Consider the following 18,003-nt stretch of genomic DNA (forward strand, 5'->3'; position numbering starts at 1 on the left):
AAAATTAGCTCACGCCGTCGTCGCCGGTTGCCCTGCCCGCAGCCATGGAAGCCCAGCGCGCAAAGTAGGCACCGCCGGCGTCTTCATGGATGCGGTCGCCGGCGGTGAGCACAGGATACGGTTTGGCCGGAACGCCGTCGGCCGGGCGGACGTCCACGTGAGCAACGTCGTAACCCAGCGCGTGCAGCTCATCCGCCATCGCATAATCCGTGCGGGAATCCCCGACCGTGCGCCACATGTGGGGAATCTCCGTGCCGGCTGACTCCAGCAGCGAGAGAGCGCGGCGGGCGCCGAGGTCCTTGCCGACGCCCAGCGCTTCTATATCGGTGGAAATGATCGTGGGATCGATGCGGTAGTCAATGGAATCGTCGCTGTCGGGAGCGTGGTGTTCCAGCCGGCACACCCCGAGGTCGAACTTCTCCATCAAGGCCAGGGCATCGGCGTCGAACTGCTGCTGCTCGGCCAGGTAATCGGCGTTGGCCACGTCCACGTGCTGCTCCACGGACACCATGGCCCGTTTCGTTTCGTCGTAGAACATGTGCCCGCTGTACTTAGCTGCCACCAGCTGCCTAACGGCGTCGGCGTAGTTGCCGGGAAGGGCCAGAGCGGAATCAACCTGCGGCTCATCGGGACCGGAGCCGGTGAAGGAGAACCAGACGGCGCCCTTTTCGCAGATCGCATGCACAGTGGTGTCAGCCGGAAGGCCCGCGGCGATCATCGGCGCCATCACCTGTTCGCGGATGAACGCGTCGGACCGGCCGGTATTGAAGATGACAGGCCATCCGGCGGTTGCAAGCTCCACGAGATCCGCAATAATCCCAGCGGGCACGGATCGGGTCACCGGGCTGGCCACCGGGCCGTCGACGTCGAGCAGGAGTCCAAATCGGGAGAAAGTCACTGTGCCAGTATTCCACCGGGCCAGGTCCCGGAAAAATGCCCGCTGCCATGCGGAGGGTTGCATTTGTGCTGGTGGGAGGCAGGATCCGGCCCATCAGGGTCCGCGGTGACCGTTTTGTAACCGAATGCGAACGCCCCGCCGGGGTGCGCTGTTTCAAAGGATGCAGATCTTCTTTAGTCTGTATTAGTGATCTTCAAAGCTGTTGGCGACGGACGCCCTTACCCCGACCATGGATATGTAACACCCAAGGACTGGGCAGCGGTGCCTCCCCGGCAGGTCCGGCTCGACGAGCTGGTCACCACCAAGAGCACTCTTGACCTTGGTGCCCTGCTGGCAGAGGATTCCACCTTCTTCGGAGATTTGTTTCCGCACGTTGTGCAATGGAGGGACACCATGTATTTGGAAGACGGACTTCACCGGGCGGTGCGAACCGCCCTGCACCAGCGGACCATCCTGCATGCACGCGTCCTGGTGATCGATGACTGACAGGCCCTCCGGTGTGCAGCATCGGAACAGGGCAGCCAAGAGCGATCCCACCGAATGGCACGGTCACCGGATTGTCACGGAGGATGATCTCGGGGCCGTGTTTGACGCGGAGGCGAATGAAGCGGCAAGGGTGCGGCTGGCGCGCCGCCGGCAGCAGCGGCACCGGATTGTCATAGGCCTGCTTCTGGCTGTGCTGCTGGCCGCAGCACTTTTCGCCCTAGCTGTCCTGCGGGGCTGGATTGTCCTCTCGGAATCCGAAACAAAACCGGTTGCCTCCACGGAATGTCCCGCGGGACCGTTTACCTATCAGGATCCGGACACCATCACGGTGAATGTCTACAACACGACGGCGACCGCCGGGCTGGCCTCCCAGGTTTCCGAAGCGCTCGCCCAGCGGGGCTTTCAAAAGGGAATCGTGGGCAACGGCTCGGTCAACCGCGAGGGCATGACCGCTATCATCATCTCCGGTCCGGACGGTGAAGAGGCTGCGTTTACGCTGCAGCAGCAGATCCCCGGAACACAGTATGTCCAGGATGACCGGGCCGACACCACGGTGGACGTGGTTCTGGGGTCAGGGTATGCGGCGCTGGTGCCCGCGGATAAAGTTTCGGCCTCAGCCGCGGGACCGATGAGCTGCCCGTGGATGTCCGAGACGCCGGCACCGCCGGCAGGCTAGCGATGAGGCGCACCCCGGAAGAGCGCGCACTGATCGGACTGGAATTTGCAACGTCCGCGGCGGCTCTTGGCGGCGGGCTTCTCCTGGCCGTGCGGCCGGACGGCGCTTTCCTGCATGCCGACCCGTCAGTGCTGCGGCGGACTCCGTTTACCGACTGGAGGCTCCCCGGCCTGCTTCTGGCAGCCGGCTGCGGAGGCGGCTACCTGATCGCCGGGCTGCTCACCCTGCGGCGGCACCGGGCCGCACGTCTGGTGTCCGCCGCCGCCGGAGCCACGCTGATCGGGCTGGAAGCGTGGGAAATTACCTTTATAGAATTCCAGCCGCTGGAGGCGGTGTTCGCTGGGGTGGGAGCCGCCGTCGTCGTGCTGGCGCTCCGCACCCGGCCCGTCTAGTTTCTTAGGCCGAGGAATCCGCCCGGGAGTCGACCGTTTCATCCGCCAGATCGGCCCGCACCCGTCCGTCGCCGCGGACCCACAGACGGTAGGCCACGAAGAGCAGCGCTATCCAGGCGGCGCCCACGATAAGGGCCACCCGGGTGCCCGGCATGACACCGAGCAGCACCACAATGAACACCATGAAGGCCAGCGCAGCATAGGAAGCAACGGGCCAGAACGGTACGCCGAATTCCGAGGCGGGCAGGTTGCGCCGGGCGATGTCGCGCTTCATCGAAATGTGCGACAGCAGGATCATCAGCCAGACCCACACAGTGGCGAAGGTGGCAATCGAGGCGATGATCGTGAACAGCGATTCGGGCAGCAGGGCGTTAAGCACGACGCCGGCCAGCAGCACCCCCGCCATAGCGGCCACGGTCATCCACGGCACACCGTTTTTCGAGACTCTGGCGAACGACGCCGGTGCCTGGCCCTGCCGCGCAAGCCCGTACATCATGCGGCCGGCACCGAAAATGTCGGCGTTAATGGCGGACAGGGCGGCGGTGATGACCACTGCGTTGAGGATGTGCGCCGCGGCGGTAATACCGAGCGAATCAAAGATCTGCACAAAGGGACTGGTGGAGCCGTCAATATCCTGCCACGGGAAAATCATCATCAGCACGGCAAGGGTGCAGACGTAGAACAGCAGGATCCGGAACGGCACGGTGTTCACCGCAGCGGGGATGGCTTTCTTCGGATCCTCCGCCTCGCCGGCGGTGATGCCGATGGTCTCAATGCCGCCGAAGGCAAACATCACGATGGAGAAGGACGCCAGCAGGCCCCAGAAGCCGTTCGCGAAGAAACCGCCGGAACCCAGGAGAGTGTCCATGCCCGGGTTGGCGCCGTCGTCGAGTCCGAAACCGAACACGATGATCGCAATACCGCCTACAATCATGGCGATGATGGCACTGACCTTCAGGATGGAGAGCCAGAACTCGGTTTCGCCAAAGACCTTGACCCGCATCAGGTTCAGCGCCGCGATGAGCAGCACCACCGCCAAAATCCAGATCCAGCGCGGCACGTCCGGGAACCAGAAGCCCATGTAGATGCCGAAGGCGGTGACGTCGGCAATGGCCACCACCGCCATTTCGAAGGCGAAGGTCCAGCCGGTGATGAAGCCGGCAAACGGGCCGAGGTAGCGGCTGGCATAGTCACCGAACGAGCCGGAGACCGGATGCCGCACCGCCATCTCGCCGAGCGCCCGCATGACCAGGAACACAGCCGCGCCGCCGATCATGTAGGCCAGCAGGACTGCCGGCCCCGCGGACTGGATGGCGGACGCCGAACCGTAGAACAGTCCGGTGCCGATGGCCGAACCCAGCGCCATGAAGCGGATGTGCCGGACATTCAGGCCGCGGGCCAGCGCCTGGGTAAAGGAGGACTTCAAAGAGAACGCACCTTGGAGATTGGGGGATAGGCCGAACAGTCGGCCTATCCATATTACGCCCGTGCGTGCGGATCGTGATTTTCAGCCCTTGAACCTGCCGGCTAAGTCCCTAGCAGCCGTCCGGGCCGCAGGCGGGGCCGTCGGCGGACGCCGAGGCCGGCGTGAGGTTCACCAGGGGGTGGGATTCCTGCCAGGCCTGTTCCAGGGCGGAGGTGAAGAGTTCGACGGGTTGTGCGCCGGAAATCCCATACTTTTCATCGAGGACGAAGAACGGCACGCCGCTGACTCCCAGGGACCGGGCCTGCGCAATGTCGGCGTTTACGGCGTCGGTGTATTCGTCGGTGGCCAGCATGGAGCGTACCCGGTCCGGGTCAACGCCCGCTGCGGCACCGATCCCGCTGAGCACTTCCGTTGACCCGATGTCCTGCCCCTTCTCGAAGTGGGCCGAAAGCAGCGCCTCCTTGACGGCGTCGGCCGCTTCGGAGCCGCCCTCTGCACGGGCCAGATGAATCAGTCGGTGGGCGGGAAAACTGTTGGCCACCACCAGGGAATCGAAATCGTAGGACAAGCCCTCACCGGCGGCCTGGGCCGTCACCTGCTCCAGCATGCCGGCCAGCTGCTCCGGATCGATGCCCTTGCGTTCGCTGAGGTACTGGACCTCGGTGCCGTCATAGTGAGCAGGCAGGGAGGGATCGAGCTGGTAGCTGCGCCAGGTCACCTCCACCTCATTCCGGTGCGGGAAGGCTGCCAGGGCAGCCTCGAAACGGCGCTTGCCGATGTAGCACCACGGGCAGGCAATGTCGGACCAAATATCAATCTTCATAACCCCTGCAACGCAGAAAGGACCGGGACCCATTCCCGCAGCGTCATGGAAGGCTTTACGGAAAAACGGTCCCGGTCCTTCGCCGGTGCGGATACTGAAGGCGTATCCGCACCGGCGGAAGGTTAGGCCGGTGCCAGTTCCTTTGCCTCGTGCAGGAACCGGGCGTAGGCCGGCACCGTCAGGAAGGTGGGGAACTGTTCGCCGCAGGCAACCTCTTCAAAGAGTTCCCTGGCATCCTCGAAACGGTCGCCGTCGAAACGCTGCAGGTTCCCGAACTCCTCGTCCAGCAGTTCCTCCACCCAGCGGTGCGTAATGATCTCGCCCTCGTCCGTGACGGCCGAGGCATGGATCCACTGCCAGATCTGCGAACGGGAGATTTCCGCCGTGGCGGCGTCCTCCATCAGGTTGTTGATGGCGGCCGCACCGTTGCCCCGCAGCCAGGACTCGATGTAGCGGATGCCCACCTCGATGTTGCTGCGGATGCCTGCTTCGGTGATGACTCCGGGTGTGGAAGCGACGTCCAGCAGCGCCTTGTCATTGGGGACCACGTCTTCGCGGGTGCGTTCCAGCTGGTTCGGGCGCTCGCCGAGGACGCCGTCGAACACCTCCATGGCCACCGGAACCAGGTCCGGGTGCGCCACCCAGGAACCGTCAAAACCGTCGTTCGCCTCGCGGGTCTTGTCGGCGCGCACCTTTTCCATGGCGACGTCGTTGGCTGCGGCGTCCTTGCGGTTGGGGATGAAGGCAGCCATGCCGCCGATGGCATGGGCTCCGCGGCGGTGGCAGGCACGCACCAGCTGTTCGGTGTAGGCGCGCATGAACGGAGCGGTCATGGTCACCATGTTGCGGTCCGGCAGTACGAACCGGGGTCCGCGGGTGCGGAAGTTCTTGATCACGGAGAAGATGTAGTCCCAGCGGCCGGCGTTCAACCCGGCGGCGTGGTCCCGCAGTTCGTAGAGGATTTCCTCCATCTCGAACGCTGCGGTGATGGTTTCGATCAGCACCGTGGCACGGATGGTGCCCTGCGGGATGCCCATGAGGTCCTGTGCCAGGACAAAGATGTCATTCCAGAGCCGGGCTTCGAGGTGGTTCTCGATCTTCGGCAGGTAGAAGTAGGGGCCGCGGCCCTGCGAGATCAGCCGCTGGGCGTTGTGGAAGAAGTACAGGCCGAAGTCCACGATGCCGCCGGCGATCGGAGTGTTGTCCACCAGCATGTGCTTCTCGGGCAGGTGCCAGCCGCGCGGGCGGACCACGATGGTGGGCAGGTCCGTCAGGGACGTGCCCTGCACCTTGTAGTCCTTGCCCTCGGGCGAGGTGAAGTCGATCCGGCGGTCCAGGGCGTCCCGCAGGTTCAGCTGGCCGTTGATGACGTTGGACCACGACGGCGTGGAGGAGTCCTCCATGTCCGCCAGCCACACCTTGGCGCCGGAGTTCAGGGCGTTGATGGTCATCTTGCGGTCCACCGGACCGGTGATTTCCACGCGCCGGTCCTCCAGCCCGGGGGCCGTGGGGGCCACCCGCCAGGAGTTGTCTTCGCGGATGGACCGGGTCTCAGCCAGGAAGGAAGGGTCGGCTCCGTTGGAGATCTGCGTCCGGCGGGCCTGGCGCTGCTGGAGCAGCTCCTGCCGGCGGGAGGCCGTGGCCCGGTGCAGTGCCTTGACGAAATCAAGCGCCTGCGGGGTGAGGATTTCCTCCTGCCGCCGCACAGCGGGAGCGGTGAGGGAAATACCGTTCAGGGTGATTGGGTCATTCATGGCGTTCTCCTTGGGATGGTTCAAAGCTGTGGGATAGACGCAGCGGGGGTGGGGAAGAATCCGCCACCCCCGCCGTATCCGGCTTCTGAGAGCCGGGGTTAGTGGAACTGGGCGGACTCCGTGGAGCCGGCCAGGGCCAGGGTGCTTCCGGTCGGGTTCAGTGCGGTGGCGATGGCATCGAAGTAACCGGTGCCGACCTCGCGCTGATGCTTGGTGGCGGTGTAGCCGCGGGATTCGGAAGCAAATTCCTTCTCCTGCAGTTCCACGTAGGCGCTCATGCCGTTGCGGGCGTAGCCGTGGGCCAGGTCGAACATGGAGTAGTTCAGGGCGTGGAAGCCGGCCAGGGTAATGAACTGGAACTTGAAGCCCATGGCGCCGAGCTCGCGCTGGAACCGGGCGATCGTGTCGTCATCCAGGTGCTTCTTCCAGTTGAAGGACGGCGAGCAGTTGTAAGCCAGCATCTGGTCGGGGAACTCGGAGCGAACGGACTCCGCGAACTTGCGGGCCAGCTCCAGGTCCGGGGTGCCGGTCTCCATCCAGATAAGGTCCGAGTACGGGGCGTAGGCCTTGGCTCGGGCGATGCAGGGCTCGATCCCGTTGCGGACCTTGTAGAAACCTTCGGGGGTGCGCTCGCCAGTGATGAATTCCTGATCACGCTCGTCCACATCGGAGGTGATGAGCGTGGCTGCCTCGGCGTCGGTGCGGGCAATGACGACGGTGGGCGTGCCGGCGACGTCCGCCGCCAGGCGGGCGGCGTTCAGGGTGCGGACGTGCTGGCCGGTGGGGATCAGGACCTTGCCGCCGAGGTGGCCGCACTTCTTCTCCGAGGCGAGCTGGTCTTCCCAGTGAACGCCTGCCGCGCCGGCCTGGATCATGGCCTTCATCAGCTCGTAGGCGTTCAGCGGTCCGCCGAAGCCGGCTTCGGCGTCGGCCACGATCGGGACCAGATAGTCCTCCACGCTCTGGATGCCTTCAGCGAACTCAATCTGGTCGGCGCGGAGCAAAGCGTTGTTGATGCGGCGGACAACGGTGGGCACCGAGTTGGCCGGGTACAGGGACTGGTCCGGATAGGTGTGGCCGGAGTTGTTGGCGTCTGCGGCGACCTGCCAGCCGGAGAGGTAAATGGCCTTCAGGCCGGCCTTGACCTGCTGCACGGCCTGGTTGCCGGTGAGGGCGCCCAAAGCGTTGGTGTAGCCTTCGTCGCCGGCGTTGCGCAGCTGGTCCCAGAGCTTCTCCGCACCGCGGCGGGCCAGGGTGTGCTCTTCGGAGACCCGGCCGCGGAGCTTCACGACGTCGTCGGCGGTGTAGTCGCGCTCGATGCCTGCCCAGCGGGGATCCGAAGCCCATTCGGAAGTAAGCTGCTCGGCGGTGGGTGCGGTGTTCTGTTCCTGGGTCATGACCAACGTCTCCTTGAAGTGTTGCTGCATCTCCGCCGTTTCAACCGGCGATGTCCTCTGTGCAATCAACTCTGCGGCAATAACAACCCCCTTTCTAGGACTTTTCTCTGGCAAGAAATGCAGTTCTTCGCATAATGTGAATTTGTGACCGACACAACATGGAACCGGCCCGCTCCGGCAGCCCGCAAATCCGCTCCGGGGTCCGAAGCGGAGCGCACTTTGGACGTGATCAGCCTGGGCCGGCGCGTCCGGCACCTGCGCAAAGCCAAGGGGATGACGCTCGATGACCTGGGCGCCGCCGTCGGAACCGTGGCCTCCCAGCTGTCGCTGATTGAGAACGGCAAACGCGAACCGAAGCTGGGCATGATGCAGGCGCTGGCCGCCGCACTGGACGTCAGCATCGATTCGCTGCTGGGTGCCGAGCCGCCCAGCCGGCGTGCTGCCCTTGAGATTGAGTTGGAGCGCGCCCAGCGCGGGCCCCTCTACGCGTCCTTGGGACTGCCGAAGGTGAGGATCGGCTCCCGGCTGCCCATCGATGTCCTCGAATCCCTGGTGGGACTGCAGGCAGAGCTCGAGCGCCGGCTCAATGAACAGGTGGCCACACCCGAGGAAGCGCGCCGGGCCAACGGCGAGCTGCGGGCCATGATGCGCGAGCGGAACAACTACTTCCCCGAATACGAGGCCGAGGCGCAGAAGGTGCTGGATTCGGTGGGTCACACGTCCGGTCCGCTGTCCCAGCATGTGATCGCCGATATCGCTGCGCACCTGGGCTTCAGCCTGCATCATGTGAATGACCTGCCGCACTCCACCCGGTCCGTCACGGATTTGAAGAACCGGCGGATCTATCTCACGCAGTCGCAGCGTTCGGACCACGATCCGCGCTCGGTGCTGCTGCAGGCGCTGGGCCACTTTGTGCTCCAGCACCAAACCCCCAGCAGTTACGGCGAGTTCCTGGGCCAGCGGGTGGCCACCAACTACTTTGCCGCGGCACTGCTGCTGCCCCAGAAGGCCACCGTGGAGTTCCTGCAGCGGGCCAAGGCTGCCAAGGAGATTGCCGTCGAGGACATCCGCGATGCCTTCGCCGTGTCCTACGAGACCGCGGCGCACCGGTTCACGAACCTCGCCACGGAACACCTGGGCATCCCCACCCACTTCCAGAAGGTGCACGAGAGCGGCATTGTCTACAAGGCCTATGAGAACGACGGCGTGACGTTCCCTGCCGATCACACCGGCGCCATTGAGGGGCAGCCAATCTGCCGGTACTGGACCTCCCGGGAGGTCTTCTCCGTCCCGGACCAGTTCAGCGCGTTCAACCAGTACACCGATACACCGGCAGGCACCTACTGGTGCACGGCACGCATTGAACGGGGATCGGCCGGCAAGTTCTCACTCAGCATTGGCGTGCCGTACCAGCACGTGAAGTGGTTCCGGGGCCGGGACACCACCGAGCGGTCCAAGTCCCGCTGCCCCGATCCGGACTGCTGCCGCACGCCGCCGGGCGAATTGGCATCGCAGTGGTCGGGGTTTGCCTGGCCCAGCGCCCGGGCCCACTCACACCTTCTGGCGGCGCTGCCGCCGGGCGCATTTCCCGGTGTGGATGAGACAGAGGTGTATTCCTTTCTGCAGGCCCACGCCGGGGACTGATCGCAGCGCAGCGCCCGCAGTTACGACGACGTAGGCAGCGTGAGGATCTCGGCGCCGTCGTCCGTTATGACGATGGTGTGTTCGCTGTGCGCGCTGCGGGCGCCGGTGGCACTTCGAAGCGTCCAGCCGTCGGCATCGAAGGTGAGTTGGGCTGTGTCGGCCATGATCCACGGTTCCAGTGCCAGCATCAGTCCCGGCCGGAGCGTGTAACCGCGTCCCGGCCTGCCCGTGTTGGGGACATGCGGGTCCTGGTGCATGGTTGACCCGATGCCGTGGCCGCCGAACTCGGTGTTCACCTGATACCCGGCATCAGTGAGCACGGTTCCGATCGCGTGTGAGATGTCACCGATGCGTGCCCCCGGTCCCGCGGCGGCAATTCCGGCAGCCAGCGCACGCTCGGTGGCGGTGATGAGCTCAACGCTTTGTGCCGGTCTGGTGTCTCCCACGATGAAGCTGATGGCTGAGTCGGCGGCGATTCCGGCCTTGGCTACGGCCAGGTCCAGGCTCAGGAGATCACCGTCCTGCAGCTCGTAATCGTGCGGCAGGCCGTGCAGCACTGCATCGTTGACGCCCGTGCAGATGTAATGCCCAAACGGACCGCGGCCAAAGGACGGGGCATAATCCACGTAGCAGGATTCTGCTCCGGCGTCCTGGATCATCCGGGCTGTCCACTGGTCGATCTCCAGCAGGTTGGTGCCCACGGTGGCCCGCTTTTTCAGTGTCTGCAGGATGTCTGCGACCAGCCTGCCGGTGACCCGTGCCTTTGCTACTTCGGCCGGGTTCAGGATCTCGATCATGTGGCGCCTTTCTTGGGCGGTGGAAATTTGGATCTGTTCTGCAGTCTGGCAGACCGTCTAGGGTGTATGCATGCCTGAGATGCCGGAAGTGCAGGGACTGGCCGATTTTCTGCGGACCAAGCTGCTGCCCGAGGACGCGCCGCCGGTCCGGGTGGCCGATGTTGAAGTGCTTTCCTTCGCCGTGCTGAAAACTGCCGGCGTCCCGCTCGACGCACTGCAGGCGGGACCTGTGACCGCTGTTGAGCGCCGGGGCAAGTACCTCATCATTACCGCCGGGGGAGCGCACCTGGTGATGCACCTGGCCAAGGCCGGCTGGCTGCGGTGGTCGGACGCGCTCAAGCCTGGAAAACTGCGTCCCGGCAAGGGACGGATGGCGCTGCGGGTCCGGTTCGCATCCCGGGAGGCGGGCGGTGATGAGCCGGGGTTCGACCTCACCGAAGCCGGAACCAAGAAGTCCCTGGCCGTGTATCTGGTGCGGGACCCGGCGGAGGTGCCGGGCATTGCGCGGCTGGGACCGGAGGCGTTCGACGTCGGCTTCGAGGCGTTTGCGACGCTGGTGGCCGGGCACCGGGGCCAGATCAAGGGACTGCTGCGGGACCAGTCAGCGATCGCGGGAATCGGCAACGCATACAGCGATGAAATCCTGCACGCGGCGCACCTCTCGCCTTTCGCCAACGCGTCCAAGCTTCATCCGGAGGAAGTGGAACGGCTCTATCAGGCCATGCGTGCGGTACTGGAGTCCGCGAACGAGAATGCTGCGGGTCGCCCGGCGGCCGAACTCAAGGATTCCAAACGCCGGGCCCTGCGGGTGCACGCCCGCACAGGGGAGCTGTGTCCGGTGTGCGGGGATACGGTTCGTGAAGTTTCCTTCGCCGATTCCTCACTGCAGTACTGTCCCACCTGCCAGACCGGCGGCAAGCTGCTGGCGGACCGCCGGATGTCCAGGCTGCTGAAATAACACCAGAGCAGGACAGCAAAACAGCGGGCCCGGGAGATTCTCCCGGGCCCGCTGTTTGTAACCGCTGGTGCTTACTTGCAGGAACCGCCGTTGTCGGTGGTGTAACCGTCCAGGCGGTTGATGAACGCCGCCATGGCTTCACGCGAGACATCCTCAAGCGGACGGAACGTGCTGTCCGGCCAGCCTGTGGAAACGCCCGAGTCCTTCATCCACGAGATTTCCTTGTGGAAGAGGTTGTTCGTGGCAACGTCGGTGAAGGAAGCTGCAGCCGGGGACTTGTAGCCCGAGGCGTCCTCAACGGAGCACTGCTCGCCGGCGAACCGGTTCATGAACGCAGCCATCGCGTCACGCTTGACCGGAGCCAGCGGGCGGAAGGATCCGTCCGGGTAACCGGTGGAGATGCCAGTCTCGGCGAGCCAGGAGATTTCCTTGTAGAACTGGTTATCCGTGGCTACGTCGGTGAACGGGCTGGTCGCCGGCGCGTTGTACGACGGGGATCCGGCCAGGCGGTAAAGGAACGCCGCCATGGCGTCACGGTTGATCGAGCCGAGCGGGCGGAAGGTACCGTCCGCATAACCCGTGGTCAGGCCCTGATCGGCCATCCAGTTGATTTCAGTCTCGAACTTGGTTCCGGCGACGTCGGAGAAGCGCAGGGCGCCCACCTCAATCGGAGTGACCTGGTCCTTGACCCCTTCGGCGTTGTGGTGCTGCAGGAACAGGGCCTTGGCGTCCGTGGTGCCCGCCTGGCGGTTGACACCCAGAACGGTCTGGTCCTGTGCAACGAAGGTGCTGACAGCTTCGCTGCCCTCCGCGCCGTTGAACCACACAGCGGGCTGTGCGACGTCGAAGGCGATCCAGTCGGTGGAATCGACCGGAACCATCTGTCCGCTCTCATCCACGTTCATGACGTTGGAGGTCATGACGCGGTAGTTGATCGGTGCCGAGGTGCTCAGGTCCAGGCCCAGTGCAGCGGCCGGGATCGGAAGCGTCACCACATTGGTGTCGAAGATGTTGGTATCAACATCACCGAACTGGCCGTTGGCCAGTCCCAGGAAGTCCAGCGGAGCAGCGAGTTCATCGTTTTCCACGGACAGGATCTGGAACACGGTCTGGTCCAGGCCGGTGGCCCGGGTGGTCAGGGCAACAAAGTTGGCCTTGCCGTCCGAGTCGGTGTCCAGCTCGACCTGGATCTGGCTGTTGCTGTTCAGCGTGGCCCAGTTCTGCCACGTGCTCAGGCCGATGGTCAGGTCCGCTGCATTTACATCCGCGCCCGCTGCTGCGAGTGCGGGTGCATTGGAGGACGCTCCCACAGTCCGCAGGTCCAGTGAGGACAGGGACTCCAGCGCCAGGTTGGTCCGGCGCGGGCTTTCCGCACCGAGGACCAGCGGGGTGACCAGTGAGACGTAACCTTCGCTCTTTTCGCCTTGGGCAAGGCCCCGGCCGTTGAACGTGGCTGCTGTGGAGAGGGCGTCCGCGCTCGGGAACGTGATCTTGCCACCGGTCTTGAGGTCCGAAACAGGCTTCGGAGCCGAGTACACCGGAACCCGCAGGACCGAGTCGTCGCTGGTCAGCTGCAGGCGGCCGGAGGCTTCGGCCAGGTACTGGCGGGGAACGCCAAGCTGATCCTTCTCAGCGGCCGGGTCAATGGTCTTGGCCAGTGCTGCCGGATCGTCAACACGCAGGGTGACGGCAATTTCGGTCTTGCCGTTGGCGGGGACCGTTACCGGACCGCCGTCAACAGTGATCGATACTCCCGGGACCTTGGTGGCTTCGAGGTACTCGGCCGTGTAGGTCTTCGGGGAATCGCCCTTGTTCTCGATGGTCACCGAACGTGAGAGTTCAACCGGGGAGGCACCGACTTCCAGGACACCAAAGTTGACTGACGTCAGGCCCTGCTGGTCGGTGGCGTAGGCGAAGACCTTGGTGTTCAGGGCATCGAGCGCATCCACGCGGCCCGAACCAACGCGGTTCGGCGCGTAGGCCACTCCGTCGCCGGTCAGGAGGTCATGGGTGGCCGTATTCATGATGATCGACTTGACCTCATACGGGTTGTAATCCGTGGCGCCCACAACCAGCGCGGCAAGGCCGGCAACGTTCGGGGCGGCCATGGAGGTGCCGCTCTTGATGGAAGCTCCGCTGCCGGTGCCTACCTGTGCGGACTTGATCTGCGTTCCGGGTGCAGCGACGTCGGGCTTGATGACGCCGTTGGAACCGTGGACGCCCCGCGAGGAGCTGTCGTTCAGGGTATCGAGTGCACCGGACTCGCCGGTCACACTGCCCACGAGGGTCGGATCCAGCCGGACCTCAAGGGTTCCGGCCTCGGCGGCGGGACGCAGTTCCTCGGAGGTCTTGGCCGTGAACTGCATGCCCGGGATGGCGGCGTTTCCGGCAATGCCGGCGCTGAAGCCATTGAGGGTGGAGTCGATGACGACGCCGGCGTAACCGGCTTCTGCTGCGTTGTTCCAGCGGACGCCGGAACCGCATTCGCGGGTGGCCGCATTCTCATCCCAGGAAAGCCAGACCCACTTGCCGGCATCAGCGCCGGCGTCGAGCGGAGCGCAGCCGTCGGAGTTGTCACCCTCAGGGCCCATGACGACGGTTCCCGTCAGAGCCTCGGTCGAGGCATTGGCGTAGTTGAAGCTGGCGGTGTACTGGCCGGCTGCGACACTTTCTGCCGGGGCAACAACCTGCCCGGCGTCCAGAGTGGTCTGGGAACCGACGCTGTTGGCCACGGTCAGTGCGGTTTCGGCGCTGCCGGGAGAACCGCCAATGTCGTAGATATCTCCGGAGTTACCGGAGGAGACCACGGACAGGATGCCCTGGGCGGTGAGGGCGTTGACGATGTCGTTTTCGGGATCGTCATAGGCAGGGAAGCTGGAGCCGAGGGACATGTTGACGACCTGTGCGCGGTCGCTGAAGTCGCCGTCGTCATTGGGGTCGAGGACATAGTCCAGGGCCTGGCCGACAACTTCGGAGGACCCGTCGCAGCCAAAGACGCGGATGCCGACAATCTTGGCTTCGGGAGCCGTGCCCGGGCCGATTCCCATCTTGTTGACATCGTCGGCGGTGAGCGCTGAGTAGTCGCCCCGGAAGGTGGTGCCGTCGGCGTTGGTGCCGTAGCCCGCGGCGGTGCCCGCCACATGCGAGCCGTGGCTCTGGCAGTCCAGGGGATTCGCGTCAGGCTTCGGAATGGGGCTGTACAGCGCGGGATCCGAGGGATCCGCGTTGTATTCGTCGCCCACCAGGTCCCAGCCGCCGGCAAACTTCTCCGGGTCATAGAGGCCCGAGTCTGCGGCCGGCACAGTGTCGGAGGCCTGCGCCTGGGCGAAAGCCTCAAGGGTGCCGGGGCCGCCGAAATCGGAGTGGGTGTAATCCAGCCCGGTATCCAGCACGGCGATGGTGACACCCTCGCCGGTCTGGTCCCGCTGAACCCAGGAGTCCAGAGCGCGGACGTCGATATCCCCGCCCTTGTTGTCGAAGGTCTTGGGGACGATACCGGTGATCTTGGCGACGTCCCCGCGGGCTGCCAGGGCACGAATGGCTTCGGCGTCTCCGTTGATGGCTACGCCCGGAAGGGTGTTGGTGGTGGTGTAGATGATGCTCGATGAAGCCTGCGCTGCAACTTCCTCAGCCTGCGCTTCAATGGCAGCCCGGATCTGCTGGACTTCCGGGGCTTTATTGAGCGGTGCAGCGAATCCGTCCCGGACTTCCTGCGGCTGGGTCTGTTCAAAGGCGCCCTTGCCCGTGAACTGGACGAAGACGGACACTGGTCCCTGCTTCGTCTTCAAATCTGTAGAGACTTTCAAATCCGGCGTTACCCGGGGAAGTCCCTGGGCTGTCGGATCCCCCGGTGTGTTCCCCTCAACGGCCGCAGCCGGGGTCCACATGCTGGAGACCAAGGCCAGGCCGGCAATTGTTGCCAGCGCAGCCTTTCCTGATCTCCGATGGTTTGGATTGTTCATTTTTCTCCTTGTTAGAGAGTTCGCCGGAGCTTGGGGCCGCAATCTGGTGATTTCGGAACCCACCGACCGTGACCGGGCAATGAGGAAGTGACTAAATGGCTGAGCTGGTTATGGTGGAGATGAATTAGGTCCACGATTCTTTCGGTCAGGATCCAAATCATGGCGCTACTGGTACCTTTGTTTGTCTCTATTCGGATGTCAACAGTAAGTAGCATTCCTTTTTTTCATGACGGCGCAGCCCGTTGGGGATCGGTATATCGTGGAAGCTGAACCCGACCGAACCGTGGGAGTGAAGTGCCAGCGCAGGATCCAGTAGCCGTCATCGTCCGGACCAAAAACCGGCCGCACTTCCTCCAGCGGGCCCTCCAAGACATTTTTGACCAGACCTACCGTCAGTTCCGCGTGGTGATCGTCAACGACGGCGGCAGCGCCGAGCCGGTGGACAACGTGGTTGCACGGTTGCCGGAGGCGGCCAGGGAGCGCGTTGAGATCCTGCACAACAAGCAGAGCCTGGGGATGGAAGCTGCATCCAACTCCGGTGTTCAAAGCTGTGATTCCGAGTACATCGTCATCCATGATGACGATGACCTTTGGCACCCGGAATTCCTGGAACGGACAGTTTCCTATTTGGATAACTCTTCGGATGCAGGGGTTGTTGTGCGAACCCAAATAAGGTATGAGGAAATTGTCGACGGACAAATCCTCAAGACCGGTTCGGCGCCTTTTTGGGAAAACATGCAGCAGATATCGCTGGGCGACATGCTGCAGATTAACCGCGCGGTGCCCATCTCGTTCCTTTACCGCCGCTCCCTGCATGAAGAACTTGGCTATTTCAACGAATCCCTCCCTGTCTGCGGTGACTGGGAATTTAACCTCCGGGTGCTGACGCGCCATCGTATTGGATTCCTCGACGGGGAGCCGCTGGCGTTCTGGTGCCAGCGGCCCGCAACCGGAGGTGACGACGCCAACAGTCTGTTCGCCAAGGCGCGGGACCACGAGCGGTTCGACCGCAGCATCCGGGATGAGTATCTGCGCAGGGACCTCAGTAGCGGCAGGGACCTGGGAGTCCTTCTCCAGATCAGCGCCATGATGGCCGAGCAGGAACAGATGCTGATGGAGAACCGGCAACGGATGGTCCAAATGCAGGAACAGCTAACCGATGCCACCCAGCGGCTGGAACACATCATGATGCAACGGACCAGCTTCCTCGCGCGGGCGGGCACGGCGGCAGCAAAGATCAAGGGTGCGCTTAAGGGAGTGCGGCGGCGATGACCCTGCGGATTGCCGTCCTCGCCGATCTCGGCCAGGACACTTACCATGCCGGTGACGAAGCCATGGGGCACGCGGCCGCGGATGAACTCCGGAGCCGCGGACTGCAGGTCCTGATGCTGTCCCGCAACCCTGAACAAACCCAACGGCTGTTTGGCCTGGACGCAGCACCTGCGCTTGCTTTCCCCTGGCCGCCTGCCGAGCGGGAAGACTACCTGCGCCGAATCCAGGCACACCTGGCCGGCTCTGCCGAATTGCCGGCTGGTGACCCGGCGCTTGGGCTGATCAGTGAGCTTGGGAAGTGCGACGGTCTGGTCATTGCCGGCGGGGGAAACCTAAATTCACGCTATGGCTGGCTGCTGTATGAACGTGCCGCTGTGGTCGCCATCGCGCGGTCGCTGAACATGCCCGTTGTGGTCTCCGGGCAGACGCTGGGGCCGCAGCTCAGTGCCGAGGACACCGTAGTCCTGGCCGATCTGCTCCGCGCCGCGGAATTGACCTCCGTGCGGGAGCAATCTTCGGCAGAACTCGCGCGCCGCATTGGTGTTCCCGCCGTGCGGGGGGTGGACGACGCGTCATTTCTGTCCGTAGGGCGCACCTTTGATCCGCCGGAGTCCCGGTACGTAGCCGTCACGATTTCTCCGCTTTCCGGTTCCATGGAAAATCTCTATGCCTTGCTGGGCGCAGAGTTGGACGCTCTGCACCGTCGAACCGGGCTGCCTGCGCTGTTCCTTCCCCATGTAGGGATCGGAGACGAGGACGGTTGGGACAACTTCGCCCATGCCCGCATTGCCGAGTCCATGTCCTCTCCCTTCCGCCTTATGCCGGTTCTCACCGCACGGGAAACTGCTGCGCTGACAGCCGGCGCTTCGCTGATTGTGACGTCCCGTTACCACCCGGTGGTATTTGGGCTTTCCCACTCAGTGCCCGTTGTCGGCCTTGCCGTGGATGAATACAGTGCGGTTCGGCTGAAGGGCGTAGCGGCCAACTGGGGTCTTGAAGATTTTGTCCTTCCCCTTCCGGGGCTGCAGGAGGGGCTGCTGTCTCCGGCCCTGGCAGAGGTCTGGGAGCGGAGGGAGGAAGTATCAGCTCATCTGAGCACAGTCCTGCCCGCCCGGAACCGTTGGTCCAAGCAGTGGTGGGACGGCGTGACGGCAGTCTTCTCAGACCGGGCAGTATCCGGTCCGCCGCAGGATCTTCCGCCGGCGCCCGTCTTTCGCGCTGCCGGGCAGTGGGCGGCAGCAGCCAGGGCCCTTGGCCAGAAGTTCTACGCGCAGTCTGCGATGGCTGCCCAGTCCGAGGCCGAGGAGGATCGACTGGGCTCCTACCTCGCACAAGCGCACGGGGAGCTGGCCTCCCTGCGGGATGAACACCGGCGGCTCTTGAACTCCCGGACGGTCAAGACGGCCCTTTCCCTGCACCGGCTATACGCGAAGCTTCTCCGGCGTTAACCGGCGGCGTTAACTGATGCCGCAGAAAGGTACCGGCGGCCATTGGCCACCGGTACCTTCTGCGGGCCAT

At 64.1% G+C, this 18,003-nt stretch carries 14 protein-coding genes; 7 read left to right on the forward strand and 7 right to left on the reverse strand.

What is annotated here, in order from left to right; all coding sequences use genetic code 11:
• Nucleotides 1–4 precede the first annotated feature (4 nt).
• Nucleotides 5–898, reverse strand: coding sequence for a hypothetical protein (locus CXR03_RS16220; RefSeq protein ID WP_258073716.1), 894 nt, complete (start codon nucleotides 896–898; stop codon nucleotides 5–7).
• A 186-nt stretch (nucleotides 899–1,084) separates the two neighbouring features.
• Here CXR03_RS16220 and CXR03_RS16225 point away from each other — a divergent pair, with 186 nt between their 5' ends.
• Genes CXR03_RS16225 through CXR03_RS16235 form a run of 3 tightly spaced genes read left to right on the forward strand, consistent with a single transcriptional unit; the run spans nucleotide 1,085 to nucleotide 2,452 of the window.
• Complete coding sequence (locus CXR03_RS16225; protein WP_104055710.1) at nucleotides 1,085–1,384, forward strand: type II toxin-antitoxin system VapB family antitoxin; 300 nt, start codon at nucleotides 1,085–1,087, stop codon at nucleotides 1,382–1,384.
• Nucleotides 1,377–2,060 (forward strand): LytR C-terminal domain-containing protein, encoded by a 684-nt coding sequence (locus tag CXR03_RS16230; RefSeq protein ID WP_104104791.1) that lies wholly within the window; start codon nucleotides 1,377–1,379, stop codon nucleotides 2,058–2,060. The genes CXR03_RS16225 and CXR03_RS16230 overlap by 8 nt, the downstream gene beginning before the upstream one ends.
• A gap of 2 nt (nucleotides 2,061–2,062) precedes the next feature.
• Nucleotides 2,063–2,452, forward strand: a complete 390-nt coding sequence (locus tag CXR03_RS16235) for a hypothetical protein (protein WP_104104792.1) — start codon at nucleotides 2,063–2,065, stop codon at nucleotides 2,450–2,452.
• 4 nt (nucleotides 2,453–2,456) lie between these two features.
• Here the strand turns inward: CXR03_RS16235 and CXR03_RS16240 are convergent, their stop codons facing one another.
• The 4 genes from CXR03_RS16240 to aceA all read right to left on the reverse strand — a co-directional run bounded on the left by CXR03_RS16240 (nucleotide 2,457) and on the right by aceA (nucleotide 7,852).
• Nucleotides 2,457–3,818 carry an amino acid permease gene (locus tag CXR03_RS16240; RefSeq protein ID WP_104104902.1) on the reverse strand — a complete coding sequence of 454 codons (1,362 nt, stop codon included), beginning with the start codon at nucleotides 3,816–3,818 and terminating at the stop codon, nucleotides 2,457–2,459.
• Nucleotides 3,819–3,987: 169 nt separating this feature from the next.
• Nucleotides 3,988–4,701 carry a DsbA family protein gene (locus CXR03_RS16245; RefSeq protein ID WP_104104793.1) on the reverse strand — a complete coding sequence of 238 codons (714 nt, stop codon included), beginning with the start codon at nucleotides 4,699–4,701 and terminating at the stop codon, nucleotides 3,988–3,990.
• A gap of 122 nt (nucleotides 4,702–4,823) precedes the next feature.
• On the reverse strand, nucleotides 4,824–6,455 hold the full coding sequence (gene aceB, locus CXR03_RS16250) for a malate synthase A (RefSeq protein ID WP_104104794.1): 1,632 nt from the start codon (nucleotides 6,453–6,455) through the stop codon (nucleotides 4,824–4,826).
• A gap of 98 nt (nucleotides 6,456–6,553) precedes the next feature.
• A complete protein-coding gene (gene aceA / locus CXR03_RS16255; protein WP_181034660.1) occupies nucleotides 6,554–7,852 on the reverse strand; it encodes an isocitrate lyase in 1,299 nt (432 codons plus the stop codon).
• A 144-nt stretch (nucleotides 7,853–7,996) separates the two neighbouring features.
• Here aceA and CXR03_RS16260 point away from each other — a divergent pair, with 144 nt between their 5' ends.
• The gene (locus CXR03_RS16260; RefSeq protein WP_181032407.1) at nucleotides 7,997–9,496 is read left to right on the forward strand and encodes a helix-turn-helix transcriptional regulator; all 1,500 of its coding nucleotides are present in this window, start codon (nucleotides 7,997–7,999) and stop codon (nucleotides 9,494–9,496) included.
• A gap of 20 nt (nucleotides 9,497–9,516) precedes the next feature.
• On the opposite strand, the gene map is transcribed toward CXR03_RS16260, so the two are convergent.
• Nucleotides 9,517–10,293: a type I methionyl aminopeptidase gene (map, locus tag CXR03_RS16265; RefSeq protein ID WP_104104796.1), complete on the reverse strand. Its 777-nt coding sequence runs from the start codon at nucleotides 10,291–10,293 to the stop codon at nucleotides 9,517–9,519.
• A 70-nt stretch (nucleotides 10,294–10,363) separates the two neighbouring features.
• On the opposite strand from map, the gene CXR03_RS16270 reads away from it, so the two are divergent.
• A complete protein-coding gene (locus CXR03_RS16270; protein ID WP_104104797.1) occupies nucleotides 10,364–11,251 on the forward strand; it encodes a DNA-formamidopyrimidine glycosylase family protein in 888 nt (295 codons plus the stop codon).
• A 71-nt stretch (nucleotides 11,252–11,322) separates the two neighbouring features.
• On the opposite strand, the gene CXR03_RS16275 is transcribed toward CXR03_RS16270, so the two are convergent.
• A complete protein-coding gene (locus CXR03_RS16275; RefSeq protein WP_104104798.1) occupies nucleotides 11,323–15,213 on the reverse strand; it encodes a S8 family serine peptidase in 3,891 nt (1,296 codons plus the stop codon).
• A 294-nt stretch (nucleotides 15,214–15,507) separates the two neighbouring features.
• On the opposite strand from CXR03_RS16275, the gene CXR03_RS16280 reads away from it, so the two are divergent.
• Nucleotides 15,508–16,485 carry a glycosyltransferase family 2 protein gene (locus CXR03_RS16280; protein WP_104104799.1) on the forward strand — a complete coding sequence of 326 codons (978 nt, stop codon included), beginning with the start codon at nucleotides 15,508–15,510 and terminating at the stop codon, nucleotides 16,483–16,485.
• Nucleotides 16,482–17,933: a polysaccharide pyruvyl transferase family protein gene (locus CXR03_RS16285; RefSeq protein ID WP_104104800.1), complete on the forward strand. Its 1,452-nt coding sequence runs from the start codon at nucleotides 16,482–16,484 to the stop codon at nucleotides 17,931–17,933. Before CXR03_RS16280 ends, CXR03_RS16285 begins: the two co-directional genes overlap by 4 nt.
• Nucleotides 17,934–18,003: the final 70 nt, after the last annotated feature.

Origin of the sequence: Arthrobacter sp. 08Y14 (genome assembly GCF_002929455.1) — a bacterium.
Classification (GTDB): domain Bacteria; phylum Actinomycetota; class Actinomycetes; order Actinomycetales; family Micrococcaceae; genus Arthrobacter_B; species Arthrobacter_B sunyaminii.

Bases quoted from the DNA above. Each gene is read 5' to 3' on its own strand.
- CXR03_RS16230 (WP_104104791.1), top strand. From the start codon at position 1,377: ATGACTGACAGGCCCTCCGGTGTGCAGCATCGGAACAGGGCAGCCAAG.
- CXR03_RS16235 (WP_104104792.1), top strand. From the start codon at position 2,063: ATGAGGCGCACCCCGGAAGAGCGCGCACTGATCGGACTGGAATTTGCA.
- CXR03_RS16240 (WP_104104902.1), bottom strand. From the start codon at position 3,818: ATGGCGCTGGGTTCGGCCATCGGCACCGGACTGTTCTACGGTTCGGCG.
- CXR03_RS16245 (WP_104104793.1), bottom strand. From the start codon at position 4,701: ATGAAGATTGATATTTGGTCCGACATTGCCTGCCCGTGGTGCTACATC.
- aceB (WP_104104794.1), bottom strand. From the start codon at position 6,455: ATGAATGACCCAATCACCCTGAACGGTATTTCCCTCACCGCTCCCGCT.
- aceA (WP_181034660.1), bottom strand. From the start codon at position 7,852: ATGACCCAGGAACAGAACACCGCACCCACCGCCGAGCAGCTTACTTCC.
- map (WP_104104796.1), bottom strand. From the start codon at position 10,293: ATGATCGAGATCCTGAACCCGGCCGAAGTAGCAAAGGCACGGGTCACC.
- CXR03_RS16270 (WP_104104797.1), top strand. From the start codon at position 10,364: ATGCCTGAGATGCCGGAAGTGCAGGGACTGGCCGATTTTCTGCGGACC.
- CXR03_RS16275 (WP_104104798.1), bottom strand. From the start codon at position 15,213: ATGAACAATCCAAACCATCGGAGATCAGGAAAGGCTGCGCTGGCAACA.
- CXR03_RS16285 (WP_104104800.1), top strand. From the start codon at position 16,482: ATGACCCTGCGGATTGCCGTCCTCGCCGATCTCGGCCAGGACACTTAC.